General features: G+C 62.1%; 14 protein-coding genes. 9 read left to right on the forward strand and 5 right to left on the reverse strand.

Translation table 11 applies throughout. The features are described from left to right. The 5 genes from BLS13_RS19850 to BLS13_RS19870 all read right to left on the reverse strand — a co-directional run. On the reverse strand, positions 1 to 904 hold a 904-nt coding region (locus BLS13_RS19850), incomplete at its 3' end, for a DUF2889 domain-containing protein (protein ID WP_093454735.1). A gap of 8 nt (positions 905 to 912) precedes the next feature. Continuing rightward, positions 913 to 1,794, reverse strand: coding sequence for a TauD/TfdA dioxygenase family protein (locus BLS13_RS19855; RefSeq protein ID WP_176943704.1), 882 nt, complete (start codon positions 1,792 to 1,794; stop codon positions 913 to 915). A gap of 203 nt (positions 1,795 to 1,997) precedes the next feature. Beyond that, complete coding sequence (locus tag BLS13_RS19860; protein WP_093454738.1) at positions 1,998 to 2,999, reverse strand: LLM class flavin-dependent oxidoreductase; 1,002 nt, start codon at positions 2,997 to 2,999, stop codon at positions 1,998 to 2,000. A gap of 59 nt (positions 3,000 to 3,058) precedes the next feature. Further along, positions 3,059 to 3,748, reverse strand: a complete 690-nt coding sequence (locus tag BLS13_RS19865; protein ID WP_093454740.1) for a nuclear transport factor 2 family protein — start codon at positions 3,746 to 3,748, stop codon at positions 3,059 to 3,061. A 12-nt stretch (positions 3,749 to 3,760) separates the two neighbouring features. Continuing rightward, positions 3,761 to 5,065, reverse strand: a complete 1,305-nt coding sequence (locus tag BLS13_RS19870) for an amidohydrolase family protein (RefSeq protein ID WP_256325996.1) — start codon at positions 5,063 to 5,065, stop codon at positions 3,761 to 3,763. Positions 5,066 to 5,805: 740 nt separating this feature from the next. On the opposite strand from BLS13_RS19870, the gene BLS13_RS21305 reads away from it, so the two are divergent. The 9 genes from BLS13_RS21305 (at position 5,806) to BLS13_RS19915 (ending at position 15,020) form a co-directional block, all read left to right on the forward strand. Continuing rightward, the gene (locus tag BLS13_RS21305; protein WP_371128229.1) at positions 5,806 to 6,054 is read left to right on the forward strand and encodes a 2Fe-2S iron-sulfur cluster-binding protein; all 249 of its coding nucleotides are present in this window, start codon (positions 5,806 to 5,808) and stop codon (positions 6,052 to 6,054) included. Positions 6,055 to 6,186: 132 nt separating this feature from the next. After that, complete coding sequence (locus BLS13_RS19880) at positions 6,187 to 6,999, forward strand: SRPBCC family protein (protein ID WP_093454744.1); 813 nt, start codon at positions 6,187 to 6,189, stop codon at positions 6,997 to 6,999. Then, positions 6,996 to 7,865: an FAD binding domain-containing protein gene (locus BLS13_RS19885; RefSeq protein WP_093454746.1), complete on the forward strand. Its 870-nt coding sequence runs from the start codon at positions 6,996 to 6,998 to the stop codon at positions 7,863 to 7,865. The genes BLS13_RS19880 and BLS13_RS19885 overlap by 4 nt, the downstream gene beginning before the upstream one ends. Further along, complete coding sequence (locus BLS13_RS19890; RefSeq protein ID WP_093454747.1) at positions 7,862 to 8,350, forward strand: (2Fe-2S)-binding protein; 489 nt, start codon at positions 7,862 to 7,864, stop codon at positions 8,348 to 8,350. The genes BLS13_RS19885 and BLS13_RS19890 overlap by 4 nt, the downstream gene beginning before the upstream one ends. Next, a complete protein-coding gene (locus BLS13_RS19895) occupies positions 8,347 to 10,665 on the forward strand; it encodes a xanthine dehydrogenase family protein molybdopterin-binding subunit (protein ID WP_093454749.1) in 2,319 nt (772 codons plus the stop codon). The genes BLS13_RS19890 and BLS13_RS19895 overlap by 4 nt, the downstream gene beginning before the upstream one ends. 432 nt (positions 10,666 to 11,097) lie before the next feature. Further along, entirely contained in the window at positions 11,098 to 12,276 is a 1,179-nt protein-coding gene (locus BLS13_RS19900) for a thiolase C-terminal domain-containing protein (protein WP_093454750.1), read from the forward strand. Then, positions 12,276 to 12,692, forward strand: coding sequence for a Zn-ribbon domain-containing OB-fold protein (locus BLS13_RS19905; RefSeq protein ID WP_176943705.1), 417 nt, complete (start codon positions 12,276 to 12,278; stop codon positions 12,690 to 12,692). The genes BLS13_RS19900 and BLS13_RS19905 overlap by 1 nt, the downstream gene beginning before the upstream one ends. A gap of 64 nt (positions 12,693 to 12,756) precedes the next feature. Next, entirely contained in the window at positions 12,757 to 13,959 is a 1,203-nt protein-coding gene (locus BLS13_RS19910) for a cytochrome P450 (RefSeq protein WP_093454753.1), read from the forward strand. Positions 13,960 to 14,138: 179 nt separating this feature from the next. Next, positions 14,139 to 15,020: a TauD/TfdA dioxygenase family protein gene (locus BLS13_RS19915; RefSeq protein ID WP_093454755.1), complete on the forward strand. Its 882-nt coding sequence runs from the start codon at positions 14,139 to 14,141 to the stop codon at positions 15,018 to 15,020. Positions 15,021 to 15,051: the final 31 nt, after the last annotated feature.

The raw sequence follows: 15,051 nt of genomic DNA on the forward strand, positions 1-15,051 counted from the left end.
TCGACGGGCCGACAAAGCCCTGCCGCACAGCGCTACGCAAGCCATCGATCCGCATCCCGGCCAACCGCTCCGCGCTGGCGCCCGACCCCGGGCATTCCGGATAGGGGAGCGCCCCGGCCGTCGCCTTGACGCCCACGAAACACCGTTCCGCGACATCGAACTCAGCCAGCAGGCGCCACTCGTGGATCACCGTCTCCACCCCGTCGCGATCGACATGGCTGTCTCGAAAGAAGCAGTCGGCCCACCCTTGCCCGCCCACATCTTCCCAGACGTCGAGCCGGCGGCAGCGGCGCGTACCGTGCGGAGCCAGTGCATCGATCGCCTGCCAAGACAGCGGATCGGCGGCTAACTCGAGCGGAGCCGCCCGCGGCCCCACCAGCAGCGGCGGCCCCAGATCGGTATAGCCCTGAGCCATCGTCCCGCCCTCGACCCAGCCTGCGCAAAGGTCCACGGGCAGCTTGCTCCTGGTGCCAAGCGTGATCCGGATACCCTCGGCGCGCAGCGCCCGGCCATTGCCCATCACCGCGGCGGGCAGGTCGTCGAACAGCTGCGCGCGAACCGAATGCGATCCCACTTCACCTGGAAGCACGGCCTCGATCGATTTTCGAAAGCCGGCATAGGCGCTCTTGCCGATCAGCGCCGACAAAGCGGGTGCCGGTGGATCGGCGGCCAGCGCCAGGATCGCGGTACGATAATAGTCCACCTCGGCCGTAACCCGCGCCGAATCGACCACCGTCGCGTGGCCCTGTGCATCGGTCACAAGATCCCGGCCCGTCGCGACATGCGCGACAGGCCCGTCAAACCCATCGGGACGATTCGAATCATGGACCGTTGTCCGCCGGATCGAACGCCGCCGCCGGGCCGGCGTGGCGATCTGCAGAATGTCTTCGGTGGCGATCACCATATCCGCGGTCAGGCGCCGACCGTGGTAAACGCAGGCCGCATTTCGGCAGCCATCGTCGGTGCCGGCGCAAAGGTCTTGCGCAACGTCCGCGCCGGGCCTTCGATCATGATGTTGGGTCGCGCATGCTGCAGTGCGATATTGTCCCACAGCACGAGATCATGCTCGCGCCAGTGATGTTCGACCACATTCTCAGGACGATACAGATGATCGAACAGCTCCTCGAGCAATGCTTCGCTCGCCGCATCGTCCATCCCGTCGATGCGATGGGTCATTTGCTGCGCAACATAAAGCAGGGTTACCCCGGTGCGCGGATGGCGGTGGCCGACCGGAAGCCGAAGGGTCTCGTCCACCGCGAATTTGGAGACCAGAACGTCGGCGTCGCCGCCCGCCCGCTGCTGGTAGGTCGCATCCTGACCGTGGATGGCAAAACGCCCTTCGACCCGCGCGCGCAGATCATCGGGCAGCGTCTCCCAGGCCCGAACCGCGCTGACGAACATCGTCGGGCTGGTCGGTTCCTCCACCTTCACCCCGTACAGCGAAAGCAGGCGGAACACGTCGGGCGACCACATATAGTCCGAATGGTAAAGCAGCCGGCCCATCGGCGCGCTGCTGCCGGGCTCGCGATTGGAAACCAGAAGCTGACGCTCCCCCACCGCCGCGTCGAGGCCCGCCATGCCATTTGCCAGCGGTTCCTCGCCAATCAGCAGCCGCGAAAGATAGGTCTGGAACCGCGGATCCGCATCGATATCGCGCAGCACCAGCAGGCCCTTTGCGTCGAACAGTTCGCGCAGCTGCGCAATCACATTCTCCGCCAGCGGAACCTGCGGCTCGACTCCCATCACCTCGACGCCAAATTCCGGGCCAAGTTCTCGCCACAGCAATTGTGTCATCTCTTCACGCTCCCAAAATCGACGGAACTCTCGTTCCCAACTGCTGGCGCAGAACCGTAGCATCACCAGTGCTGGCTAGTACGAAATTCAGGTCGCGAACCAGCTTACGATAGGAATAGCACAACCGCATCCGGCGCGCAGCACATCTGCACGCGTCACCTTTCGCCAATCCTCCCGAAACCGCCCGAATTTGACCGTTGCTTCTAGCCGGCAGCGTTCTGCAATTCGCGCAGCCGGGGCATGGTCGCCTCAAGCAGGCGCAGGCTCCGCCAGCCCGCATCGGGCGCCAGCCCGCCCAGCAAGGGCATGAAACCCAGCGCGCCATGGGGCGGGAGGGTGGCGGCATATTCCAACAGCTGCTCGGGCGTCCAAACCCGGAAAATGCCCGCGGCTCGCATCGCCTCTTCGGTGTCGAGACCATGAAAGGGTGAACCGCGCGATCCGGTTTCCTCCGCCCATCCCGCATAGGAACGGGCGACATGGATTGCGTGTGGCAGCAGTTCGGCCCAACCGGCGTCGACATCCTCGGCGAGATGGATGCAAAGCGGGCGGCCTGGCCCATGCTGCTTGCGCGGCGCCTGCCCGCGTTCGCGCATCTCACTCTCGTAAAGTGCGAAAAGTTTGGGGTTGGCCGGAGCAAAGCCAAGATCGAATCGTGCCGCCCGCCGCGCGGAAGCCTTCACGCCGCCCCCCACCAGCAAAATGTCCTTGGGATCCTGGATCGGTAGCGGGCGCACAAGGATTTCATGGCCTTCGGAATCGACCCGTTCGCCTGATAGAGCGCGCAATATCCGGTCGATACCGAAATCCATCAGGCGCGCGCGATCATGCAGAGACACGCCGAACCGGGCGAACTCGGACGGAACGTAACCCGCTCCGAAGATCACCTCGACTCGTCCGCCGCTGATCTGATCGAGGATGGCGATATCCTCGGCGACCCTCAGCGGATCGTGGAGCGGCAGAACGATCGCGCCAAGGCTGATCCGAACATGTTCGGTGCACGCTGCTACGGCCGCGCCCATGATGAAGGGATTGGGGAGATAGCCGTCTTCGCAGCCGTGATGTTCCATCAAGCCGATCTGGTTCATGCCGATCCGGTCGGCGAACCGCGCCATTTCGAGCGCCGCGGCATAAAGCTCCCTGGCCGGCGCGCCGAATGCCGGCGCGCGCATATCGAAATACATGCTGGTGCGAAACCTGCTCATGGCGACCTCGACAGGGATAGAGTTTCCTGATGGGAAGCGGCCTTCACCGCAACCCTTCTTCAGCGCGGTGACTTGCCCCGCTCAGCCCAAAAGCGATCCCAGCTTGGCCAGAGGTCCGGGAGCAGCCCCGTTTGAAGCCCGGTCTTGTCGAGATTGACTCCGCCGCCATGGCTCGGCCGGGTCAGCGCATCGACCAGATACCACCGCTGCAGGCGGCGACGCTTGAAGTACCATCGACCGTCGCGCCGCGAATATTCATCCAGATACTGGATCTTGCCGACGTGCCATTCGCCATGCATTTCCAATTCGTCATGGCAGGTCACGACGCCCGTCGCCGCCTCTGCCGAGACAAAGTCGATCACGTGATTTCCGACAAAATGGATCGTTGTGCCGAAGCGTTCGAGCGAGCGGGCGTACCAGTCGCGAATAGCCTGGCGGCCGTAGCTGTCTTTGCCGACGCGTACGTCTTCGACGAACAAGGCGGCCAAATCGTCAAGATTCCGCGTATCGACCGCAAGCGCGTAGCGGGAGGCAAGCTGGCGAATCTGGTCCAGCGCCTCCAGGCGGCCGATACGGTCCTCAAGACTTTCGGCCTGCCATCCCAAATCTGTCGTCATGCCTCTCCCCTCCTTCGCCTGCCGCACATCTGCTGAACGAGCAGCCCCTCCCCGATCCGGATCGAAGCGGGCGCCGCCTTCGTGGCGACGCCCGATCGGGAAGTGTGCCATCGCCGGGTGATCTGTGATCATCCCGGCGGCAGATTACGCCGCTTCGGCGTGCCTCGTGAACATTCCGACGATGTCGCCGGACGTCACGATGCGTTTGTCACCCGCCGCCAGCGGCGATTCGCCGCCCTGCGACTTCGGCGTCGTATCGACGCCCTTGGCCTTCGCCGCGGCGCGCAGACCGCCAACCGACAGCTCCTGGCGACTATGGTGCGTGAACGGATCGAAATTGAAGAAACGCATGGCATTAAGATGCGTAACTTTGTCGATCTGCTCGTTGGTCAATTGCTTGACGGTCGACCACAAACGCTCGGGCGCTTCCGGCCACAGGCAATCCGAATGCGGATAATCGCATTCATAGCTCACCATGTCCTCGCCGATATCGGCGAGATTGCGCAGGCCGAATTCATCGTCGATGAAGCAGTTCATGAAGTGCTTGCGGAAAAGCTTGCTCGGCTTTTCACCTTCGAATTTCGAATTCGTCCAGGCGTGGTGGCGCCAATGGCTGAAATCCGCCCGCTCGAGGAAATATGGCACCCATCCGATGCTGCCTTCCGACAAGGCGATTTTCATCGTCGGATAACGCTTCAACGCGTCGAGGTGGAGCCAGTCCGCCGCGCCGATCGCGATCGCCATCGGCATGGTGCTGATCCATGCTTCGATCGGCGTTTCCATCGAAGCGTGAGGGGCCGGATTACCACAGCCGATGTGCAGGCACATGGTCATGTCGGCGTCGGTGATCGCCTTCCAGAACGGCTCCCAATAGGCATTATGGATGCTCGGCAAGCCCAATACGGTCGGGTTGTCGTTGATCGACACCGCCTTGAAGCCCTTGCGTGCGAGTCGTTTGATTTCCTCGACGGTCGCATCCATGTTCCAGGTGGGCAGGATCCCGCAGGGAATGAACCGGCCGGGATGAGCGCCGCACCATTCGTCCCCGTGCCAGTCATTATAGCCGCGAAGATGGACCAGGGCCTGATCCTTGTCCGGAACCTTCTGGAACAGGCTGCCGTCAAAGCTCACGAAACTCCCGAAGCACAACGATGCCGCAATACCATTGGCGTTCATGTCGTCGACGCGGGCGTCGACGTTGTAGACACCGGCACGAAGCTGATCGAGCGAGGTCGGCTCCATTCCATATTCTTCGGGCGGGCGCCCGACAACCGCGTTCAATCCGACCGACGCCAGCTTGCGACCCTGATATTCCCAATAGGTCGTGCCCGCATCGGTTGTATGGAACCGTGGTGCCGTGGCCAAAGCGTCGCCGGTCAGGTGCTTGTCAAACATCCCGGGCGGCTCGCTCATATGGTCATCGACACTGATGACAACCATATCGTTCATTTCCACGGCTAATCTCCTTCAAATTTCCCGCCCCTGTCCGGGGGTGCCTGCATTAGACACATACCTATCCGGGGCTGCTGTCAATTCAGGGGCTCAATGTTCCATGCCCCCGAAAGCCCCGCCGGACGGCATGCCAAAAACGAATGAGCCGATGCCGGGCTCCTTGGCCAGACCAGATCCCGCCAGATTCCTGCAGGGCTCCGCCGTCTGACAAATTAGCATATGTGGTCGCTAGGCGCTGTCCGCAAGCCACCCGCTGCGAGCCGTTCTCGCTGACAGATGGTGCTTTCGCTCCGCTTTTGGCCCGGCCAAACGGCTGCCCACCGGGGAGTGGTGGCATCCACTGGGAGGCCGGGGCGGGCTCGCGACCGGCGGACAACGATCACCGCCCATATTGACCGGGAGTTGGCATGCCAATAGGCAGGCAAAAATGACGGTCGGGTGCGATTTTGCGTGCTACGCCGGAAATCGCATGCATCGCTGGGAATGGCGCGCAGCTTGATCTGGCAGCAACGGACGCCGGATCCTGCGAGCCGACCGTCCATTGGAGAGTTGAAGTTGGGTACAGGAATGATCGAGCCCCGTTACTGTCGCATCGCCCCGAACCGGGGCATGCGGCGAGCAGCTGGCATGACGAATGATATCCTTGCGGGGGAGCGCTGAGCATCATGGTGAAAGTGACCTATATCGCCTATGACGGCACCGAACAGGCGGTTGACGTCGCGGTCGGAATGACGCTCATGGAAGGCGCCATTCAGAACGGCATTGACGGAATTGAGGCCGTTTGCGGCGGAAATTGCTATTGTGGCACATGCCGCGTCCATGTGGCTGATGGCTGGCTCGAAAAACTGAAGCCGGCCGAGGAAGAGGAACTGGCGATGATCGAGGCCGCCGGCGATGAAGATGATCACGCACGTCTGGCATGCCAGATCGTTGTGGACGAAAGCCTTGACGGGATTGTCGTGACCACACCCGAATTTCAGAAATAATACGGCCATTTGTCGAGTTGAACCGGTCCAGCGCACCTTGACGATCGGGATTATGACCACCGGATTGTTCGAGTTTCTTCCCGACAGGTTCGACCATTTTTTTGCGACACTCGCCAAGGAGCGTTCCGAGCGATGAAGATGAACGGGGATCAGCTGATCCATGCGCCGCGCCAGCAGGTATGGGAAGCCTTGAACGATCCGGAAGTTCTCCGGCAATGTATTCCGGGTTGCCAGTCGCTCGAAAAAGAGGCGGATGATCGCCTGAAGGCGGTCGTGGCCATCAAGGTGGGCCCCATTGGCGCCCGCTTCAACGGTGCCGTCACCCTCTCGGAGCTCGATCCCCCGAGTTCCTATCTGATTTCAGGCGAAGGTCAGGGCGGTGCGGCGGGCTTTGCCCGTGGCAGTGCGCGGGTCGTGCTGGTTGACGAAGGTGAGGCGACGCGGCTGAGCTACACGGTCGATGCCGAGGTGGGCGGTCGACTGGCCCAGGTCGGCGGTCCAATTATCGACGCCACGGCGAAGCAACTCGCCGGTCTGTTTTTCAAGCGCTTCGGCGGCATTGTCACGGAAGCCAAGGTGGCCGTCGCTCCGAAGGATGAGACGCCGGCCGCACAACCTGAGGCCGTTCCGGCGCCGGAATCGACGGCTTCACCCCCTATTGCCGCTCCGGTGGCGTCGCCTGGCCCGATTCTGCCGGTTGCGCAGCAGCCATCGCGTCCCAACCCGTTCGTCTGGATCATCGCCGTATTTCTTGCCGCACTGGCCGGCTTCCTTGCGGGGCATGGTCAGTCGCCGGAGCTCTGGCAGGGCGCGGTACTGGGGATCGCGATCGCCGGGATGGCTGCCGCCAGCTATGCATCTGGGCGGAGCAGCGGATCGATCGTCGTCACCCTTGATCCTGCGGTGAGCCAGCTGATCGCGCGCGGACAAGGCCGCCAATCATGAAACCAGCCCCGTTCGACTATGTCGTCCCATCAACGATCGAGGAAGCGCTCGAACATCTTGACCGGGGCGCCGGCGATGCGACGATCCTGGCGGGCGGGCAGACGCTACTCCCCCTGCTCGCGCTTCGCATGGCGACGCCTTCGGTGATCATCGATATCAACCGGATCGCGGCACTCAAAGGCATCACCCGCACCGGCGATGCCATGCGGGTCGGGCCGATGACCAGGCAGAATGAAGCGCTGGCAAGTGCGGAACTTGCCGCCGCGCAACCGGCGCTCGTCCGCGCGCTCAGCCATGTGGGGCATTTCCAGACGCGCAACCGCGGCACAATCGGCGGTTCGATTTCGCTCGGCGAGCCGGCGGCGGAACTTCCTGCCGCTTCTGTCGCGCTGGGCGCCGAACTTGAGGTGCGCTCGGTGGGCGGCGACCGGCGTATTCCGGCCGAAGAATTCTACATCGGCCCTTATGCGACCGTGCTCAGCCCCGACGAAATGGTGACGGCTATTCACTTCGCGCCGTGGCCGCAGGGTACTGTGACCGTCTTCCATGAGGTGGCCCGGCGGCCGGGCGACTTTGCGCTTGTCGGGCTGGTCGGCGCGATAACGCTCGACCAGGGCAGGATCAGCCGCGCCGGATTGGCCTGGTTCGGGATGGGACCGACCCCGATGAAACTGTATCAGGCCGAAGCCGCGCTGGTCGGGCAGTTGGTGAAGGATATCGACCCCCGTGCCATAGCCGAACTGGCCGTGGCAGATACTGATGCATTCGACGACCATGCCGCGACATCGGATTATCGGCGGAGCGTCGGCCGCAGCGTCTTTGCCAGCACGCTGACCGCCGCGATCAACCAGGGAGCCGCGAAATGAGCGAGCATCAGATCGAGTTGACCGTCAACCAGCGGGCAGTGAGCGCCCGGGTCGAGGCGCGCATAACGCTCGGCGATTTCTTGCGCGAAAATCTGGGCTATACCGGCACACATCTCGCGTGCGAGCACGGGGTGTGCGGTGCTTGCACGATCATGATGGATGGCAAGGCTGTCCGCTCTTGCCTGATGTTTGCGGTTCAGGCCGACGGCGCCGAGATCGTCACCGTCGAAGGTGTGGCGGCAGCCGACGGAACGCTCAGTCCGGTGCAACAGGCAATGCGGGAATGCCACGCGCTGCAATGTGGATTCTGTACGCCTGGTGTTGTGATGACGCTGACCTCGCTGACCGAAGGCGAGCAGCGCCCCGACGAGCAAACCCTGCTTAATGCGATGTCCGGCCATCTGTGCCGTTGCACGGGCTATCAGGGCATTCGCAAGGCGATCGCCCGCCTGGCGAATGAGCGCGTCGACGGAGAGACGGCATGAGCGCACCCATCAGCGGAGCCGGGCGCTACATCGGCCAGCGCATATTGCGCAAAGAAGATCTGCGACTGCTGACCGGGCGTGGAACCTTTGTCGACGATGTCTCGGTTCCGGGGGTGTTGCACGCCACCTATGTCCGCAGCCAGATCGCACGCGGCCGAATCAAGTCGATGGACCTGACTGAGGCGCGCGCCCTGCCAGGCGTGCGAGCGGTTCTCGCCGCCGCCGACCTTGGCGTTTACAATGTCGAATTGTCTAACATGCATATGCAGCCCCAAGGCGGACCGCTGACCCGGCCGCTGTCGGGCGACTATGTCAGCTATGTTGGCGATCCGGTCGCGATCGTGATCGCTGACAGCCGCTATATCGCTGAAGACGCGGCAGGACTGGTCTGGGTCGAATATGACGAGGAAGACCCCCTCATCACAGTCGCCGATGCGATGACGGGGCCGCTGGTCCACCCGGGCTCGGAATCGAACATCGTGAAAGAGGTGCGCTCGCCCCCCAATCCGAAAATCGATGAACTCTTCGCGGGTGCGGCCCATGTCGTGACCGGGACCGTCCGGCACCAGCGTATCGCTCAGTCGACGATGGAAACGCGCGGCGTGGTGAGCATCCCCACCGGGGCGGGCGGGCTTACCGTCCACATCGGTTGCCAGAGTACGCATATAGCGGCCAGCACCATCGGCATTGCCTTCGATATCCCGCAGCACGATGTCCGCGTCCTCGCCAAGGATGTGGGCGGCGGATTCGGGCTCAAGGCCCAGCCATGGCGTGAGGAAATCGGCGCGATCGCAGCCAGCCTCCTGCTTGGCCGGCCGGTCAAATGGATCGAGGACCGGACGGAGGCGTTGACCTCGTCCAACGCCGCGCGGGAATCGGACATCACTCTCAGCATCGCCTTCGACGCCGACGCGCGGTTCCTCGCGTGGGATGTCGTTTATAATTCGAACAATGGCGCCCACCCGCACATGCCCGACGCAGGCATGCCGGTGATGATGTTCATGCCCGGGCCATATCGTATTTCGGCCTTTCGCTTCCTGGGCCGCGCCTGGCATACCAACACCGTCGGGCTGGGCGGTTATCGCGCACCCTGGGCAATCGAAACACTGGCCCGCGAGACCGTGCTCGACAAGGCCGCGCGCCAGATCGGCATCGATCCGGTCGAAATCCGCAGGCGCAATTTGCTCACCAAGGCGGAAATGCCGACCAGGAATCCGATCGGCATACCGATCGACGATGTCACGGCGCATGAATGCCTCGATCAGCTGCTGACGAAGATCGACGTGGCCGCCTTCCGTGCCGAGCAGGCGGCAGCGCGGGAGCAGGGGCGCTATCTGGGTCTGGGTATCGCGAGTTATATCGAGCCGACCGCGGCCGTCGGCATTTTCCCGTTATGGAGCGACACCGCCCATATTCGGATCGATCCGACGGGCAAGGTGACGGCCAATCTCAGTACCCATTCGCAGGGTCATGGGATCGAGACCACGCACGCGCAAATCATCGCCGAGCAATTGGGCGTTTCGATCGCCGACGTCACCATCTTCCAGGACGATTCGACACGGAGCGGCTATGGCCCCGGCGCCGCAGGCAGCCGACAGGCCGTGACGGCAGGCGGCGCGGCCATCCGCGCGTCCAAACTGCTGGTGTCGAAGCTCAAGGCGATCGCCGCCCACGCCTTCAACGCCAATCCCGATGACGTCTCCATCGAAAATGGCATCGTGCGGATTGCCGGCGCGGAGGCAATGACGCGGACGCTCAAGGAAGTCGCCCAATTGGCTTATGGCGATCCCCAGCGGCTGCCGCCGGACATGGAAAGCGGGCTGGAAGCCCAATATCGCTACTCGCCCCCATCGTTTATTACCCACGCGACGGCCTCGCATGCCTGCGTCGTCGAAGTCGATGCGACGACGGGGTTCGTTACGATCAAACGCTGGATCAGCAGCGAAGACTGCGGTGTGCAGATCAATCCTGCGATCGTTGAAGGGCAGATCGCCGGCGGCCTGGCGCAGGCCATCGGATGTGTATTGCTGGAAGAATATACGCATGACGATCGCGCCAATCCAACGGCGGTTACGTTCAAGGATTATCACCTGCCGGCGATCACCGATATTCCGGTGATCGAGTATACGCACATCACCACGCCTGCTGCGGGCGAGGGCGGATTCCGGGGCGTGGGCGAAGGCGGGATCATCATCGGCGGACCGACTTTGGTGAACGCCATTGCCGACGCGCTTATTCCATTCGGGACACTGCCGGACGATCTGCCATTGACCCCGTCCAAGCTTCTCCGGCTCATACAGACGGGCGCGGCTTAGAAGCGGCATCGGCCCATCCGGCAGGGCGCCCGGATAAGGGCCGAAGGCGGTGTGGCATCGGTCGCAGGGGCGAAAAAGCGGGGAAGAAGCGTGAAGGCAGGGACGGCGGTCGCGCTTCCCCGGTCGGGTGAACGCACGGGACCAACCGATGACGGAAAAACGAATCCAGTCCGGAGCGTCGCTCGATTCAAACCATAACCGATTGTGGCTCGGGATTATGCGATTTTCCATATAATGATACGCCGTCCCGGCTGATCAATGTGCGGGGCTCAGCTTGACCAACGGCACTGCCGTCCACTATGCTGACAGTCGAATGTCACATTTTGCGAGGTTGCGCAGGGCGTTGGCACGATCGGGTCGGACCACATGACCGGGCTTGGGAATTGCAACGGATGTTCGTCGCAATTCAAACCAGCCCGAGGAGAGGCAGAGATGGGTGACAGGAGCGAAAAGTTTCCGCGCGGGCAGGCCGCGATAGTTGGTATCGGCTGCACCGAATTTTCCAAGGATTCGGGTGTCAGCACCTTCGCTCTGGCGACACGGTCGATCAAAGCCGCGATTGCCGATGCCGGCCTGAAAATCGAAGATATCGAGGGGCTGTGCACCTACGGCGCGAATGATTCGGTTTCGCCGAACGTGCTGGCGCAGGCGCTCGGCATCAAGAGCATCAATTTCTATGTCGATCAGTTTCTGGGCGGCAGCGTTTCGATGTCGATCATCGGCCAGGCGGCGCTGGCGGTCAGTGCGGGCATCGCCGATTGCGTCGTCTGCTATCGCTCGCTGAACGGCCGCTCGGAACTCCGCAAGAATGGTGCGGGCGCCGGGCCGGCGCGCGCGCCCTGGGATATCCAGTACAAGATGCCCTCCGGCTATATGGTGCCCGCGCAGGAAATGGCGATGAATGCGCGCGCGCATATGCTGCGCTATGGCACGACCAACGAGGATCTTGGTCGCATTGCCGTTCTGTGCCGGACCAATGCGGTCGACAATGAACGGGCTATGATGCGCAAGCCGATCACGCTGGATGATTATATGGCCAGCGAATGGATTGCCGAACCCTTCCACAAGCTCGATTGCTGCCTTGAAACCGACGGCGCCGTTGCGGTCGTCGTGGTTAGTGCCGAACGTGCGCGGGATCTGCCGCATCGCCCGGTGCTCATCCAGGGTGCTGCCTGGGGCGGCGGCATCAGCATCGCCAATAACGGCTTTAGCGAACTCGCCGAATCGCCCGCCCGGCCGCTGGCGAACCGGCTCTACAATGCCGCCGGCCTTGGGCCGGAGGACATCGATTTCGCCGAATTCTACGATTGCTTCACCTATCCCGTGCTTTCGCAGATCGAAGGATATGGCTTTAGCAAGGCTGGCGAAGTGCCCGACATGCTAAAGGACGGAAGCTTTGACCGCGCAGGCGGCAAACTGCCGATCAATACCCATGGCGGGCTGCTTTCCGAAGGATACATCCATGGCATGAACCATGTGTATGAAGCCGTGCAGCAGATCAGGGGCGATGCGGCGCACCGGCAGGTGAAGAAGCATGATGTCGCGCTGGTGACCGGCCAGCTGGGCTATGTCAGCGGCTATTCTTCCGCGACCATATTGAGGGGTGCATGATGGCTGAACGCCTTGTCAAGCCGATCCCCGATCGCGACAGCGTTGCCTACTGGCAGGCGCTCGCCGACGGTCGGCTGGTTGTATCGCATTGTCGCGATTGCGGTCATTGGACCTGGCCGCCTCGCCCGATCTGCTCGAACTGTCATGGCGATGATCTGTCGCTCGATGAGGTGAGCGGTAGGGGCGAAGTCTATAGCTGGGTCGTTGTCCACCGGTCGACCACGCCCGACATGATGAAATATGTCCCTTATACGCTCGCTTTGGTCCGGCTTGACGAACAGGCCGATATCTACATTCCCGGTCGGTTGATTTCGGATCGGGAAGCGCACCGCGGCATGCGGGTGCGCGTGGCGCCGGAGAAGATCACCGACACGCTTGGCGACCTCGCCTGGAAAGCCGAAGACGCGCAGAGCTGACTGGCGCCTGGATCGCCGTCGTCGACGAACGAAATCCCCGTTTTACCCATCTTATGGAACCGTCATGACGGAAGAAGTCATCAACTATCCCTTTGCCTCGCCGACCAGGCTCGACGTTGATCCGCGCTATAAGGAAATTCGCCCGCAAGGTATTGTGCGGGTGCAGCTTCCTTATGGTGAGCCCTGCTGGCTTGTAACCAGCTATGCCGATGCCAAGATCGCATATGATTTCCGCAATTTCGGCCGAACCGAAGGGCTGAAGCACGCCATCCCGGGGCTGCACAACACCGAGCAGATCAAGATTCCGACGCTGCTGCTGCATATGGACCCACCCGGGCATACCCGCGTCCGCCAACTCGCAGCCGGGGCATTCTCGCCGGATCGCATCCTGAAACTGACCGGCTGGGTCCAGGGCATTGTCGACGAACTGCTCGACACGATCGAAGCCGAGGGCCCCGGCGCCGATTTCATTCGGCTCTTTTCGCATATTCTGCCGGTTCGTGTCTTGGCAGGCGTTCTGGGGATTCCGGCCGACCGGGCATTCGAGTTCAAGCAGTGGGTGGATATTTCTTCGGACTTCGCCAACCCTCCGGAAAAGAAGCTCGAAGCCCGCAACAACAATATGAATTTCATTCGGGAACTGATCGCGCAACGCCGCGAAACCGAGACCGACGATCTGCTCAGCGTGCTGGTTCATGCCCGCGACAATGGGGACAAGTTTGCCGAGGACGAACTCGTCGGCCTTGCGATGGCGTTGTGGAACGGTGGGTTCAAGACCACGCTCTGGCAGTTGGGTACCACGGTCTATACGCTGATGACCCATCCTGATCACTGGCGCGATCTGAAGGAAAATCCCGAAAACATGAACGCCGCGCTGAACGAGCTATGGCGCTGGATTCCAAGCTTCAAATATGGCGTGCCCTTCGTGTTCTGGGCGAAGAAGGATGTCGAATTCACCCATGGCAAGATCGTCCGCGAGGGCGAGGCGGCGCTGGTGGAATTCGCCGTGGTCAACCGCGATGAAGAGGTTTACCCCGACGCCGACAAGCTGGATTTTCATCGCGTCAAGCCGGCGCCGCACATGTCCTTTACCGCCGGCGCGCATTCCTGCGTCGGTCAGCATCTCGCGCGGTTGCAGATCAAGCTGACCTTGGAATCGCTGATCCGCCGTTTTCCAAATCTCGAACTGGCGGTGCCGGCTGAGGACATCGCGTTCGAGCCCGCGTCGTTCATGCGCAGCATCAAGGCGATGCCACTGAAATGGTAGCGATATCCTGATCGCCAAGTGGTGGGCCGAACGCTTTTCCGGAAGCAGCGGCCGCTCGCCGCGGCAGCCGGTTGCGGGTGGGCAGTAGCTCATATATAGTGATTGCTATGTCTGATGAAACCGCGCTTCGGGTCCGGCCGTTATAGCCGGAAGGCGGTTGGTTTTGGGAGAGTGACGAGATGACACGGTTGCTGTGGCGGGAGCTTAGCCCGGAATTTGGCGTCGAGGTGATGGGACTCGAGCCGCAGGTTCCGCTGGCGGAAGATATGATTGCGCAGTTGCGCGAACTGTTCGACGCAAAGGGCCTGCTGGTGCTGCGCGATATCGATGCGGATCTGCGATTCCAGACCTATCTGTCGCGATTGTTGATCGGCGAGGAACCGCTGGCACATGGCATGGCCGGGCTCGACGCAGCGGTTGGCGAGCGCGCGCTTATGGTTTCCAATCGGGAGCCGGGCGGCAATGCGCCGGTCGGCCGGCTGCTATTCCATTCGGACTATATGTGGTCGCCCGACGTGTTCCGCCTGCTTTCGCTATACGGGGTGAAGGTCGAACAGCCCACAAGCCCGACGATGTTCGTCAGCGCCGTCCGGGCCTGGGAGACACTGCCCGATGATCTGCGCGCGCGGGTCGAAGGGCGTTTTGCCATCCACGGTCAGGATGCAACCTACCAGCAGCGGGCGGGCGGCGATACCGACGTCCTGGTCGCGAAATTTGCTGCGGATGAAACTCTTCGGCTTCCGATCGGCCACCGCCATCCGCGCACCGGTGCAACTTTGCTCTATGTTGCGCAGCAAATGACCCAGCGAATCGACGGGATGGACGACGCGGCGAGCGAAGCATTGCTCGAGGAGCTGTTCGATCATTTGTACCGTCCGGAGAATGTGGTCGAGCATCACTGGCGCGAGCATGATCTTGTGCTGTGGGATAATATTGCGCTGCAGCATGCGCGTCCGAACGTCACGATCGAAGGCCCGGCGCGGACTTTGCGCAAGACCTTTGCGCCGGCACCGACGATGTTTGCCGACACCCGGCCCGAATTCACCACGGTCGGCGCCTGACCCGACGGCAAGGTGATTTCTTTCGAAGGCC

Origin of the sequence: Sphingomonas sp. YR710, from assembly GCF_900101455.1 — a bacterium.
Taxonomy (GTDB): domain Bacteria; phylum Pseudomonadota; class Alphaproteobacteria; order Sphingomonadales; family Sphingomonadaceae; genus Rhizorhabdus.

Excerpts from the sequence above, each read along its gene's own strand:
- BLS13_RS19910 (WP_093454753.1), top strand. The coding sequence starts at position 12,757 with ATGACGGAAGAAGTCATCAACTATCCCTTTGCCTCGCCGACCAGGCTC.
- BLS13_RS19900 (WP_093454750.1), top strand. The coding sequence starts at position 11,098 with ATGGGTGACAGGAGCGAAAAGTTTCCGCGCGGGCAGGCCGCGATAGTT.
- BLS13_RS19885 (WP_093454746.1), top strand. The coding sequence starts at position 6,996 with ATGAAACCAGCCCCGTTCGACTATGTCGTCCCATCAACGATCGAGGAA.
- BLS13_RS19855 (WP_176943704.1), bottom strand. The coding sequence starts at position 1,794 with ATGACACAATTGCTGTGGCGAGAACTTGGCCCGGAATTTGGCGTCGAG.
- BLS13_RS19870 (WP_256325996.1), bottom strand. The coding sequence starts at position 5,065 with ATGAACGATATGGTTGTCATCAGTGTCGATGACCATATGAGCGAGCCG.
- BLS13_RS19865 (WP_093454740.1), bottom strand. The coding sequence starts at position 3,748 with ATGATCACAGATCACCCGGCGATGGCACACTTCCCGATCGGGCGTCGC.
- BLS13_RS19915 (WP_093454755.1), top strand. The coding sequence starts at position 14,139 with ATGACACGGTTGCTGTGGCGGGAGCTTAGCCCGGAATTTGGCGTCGAG.
- BLS13_RS19905 (WP_176943705.1), top strand. The coding sequence starts at position 12,276 with ATGGCTGAACGCCTTGTCAAGCCGATCCCCGATCGCGACAGCGTTGCC.
- BLS13_RS19860 (WP_093454738.1), bottom strand. The coding sequence starts at position 2,999 with ATGAGCAGGTTTCGCACCAGCATGTATTTCGATATGCGCGCGCCGGCA.
- BLS13_RS21305 (WP_371128229.1), top strand. The coding sequence starts at position 5,806 with ATGGAAGGCGCCATTCAGAACGGCATTGACGGAATTGAGGCCGTTTGC.
- BLS13_RS19880 (WP_093454744.1), top strand. The coding sequence starts at position 6,187 with ATGAAGATGAACGGGGATCAGCTGATCCATGCGCCGCGCCAGCAGGTA.
- BLS13_RS19890 (WP_093454747.1), top strand. The coding sequence starts at position 7,862 with ATGAGCGAGCATCAGATCGAGTTGACCGTCAACCAGCGGGCAGTGAGC.
- BLS13_RS19895 (WP_093454749.1), top strand. The coding sequence starts at position 8,347 with ATGAGCGCACCCATCAGCGGAGCCGGGCGCTACATCGGCCAGCGCATA.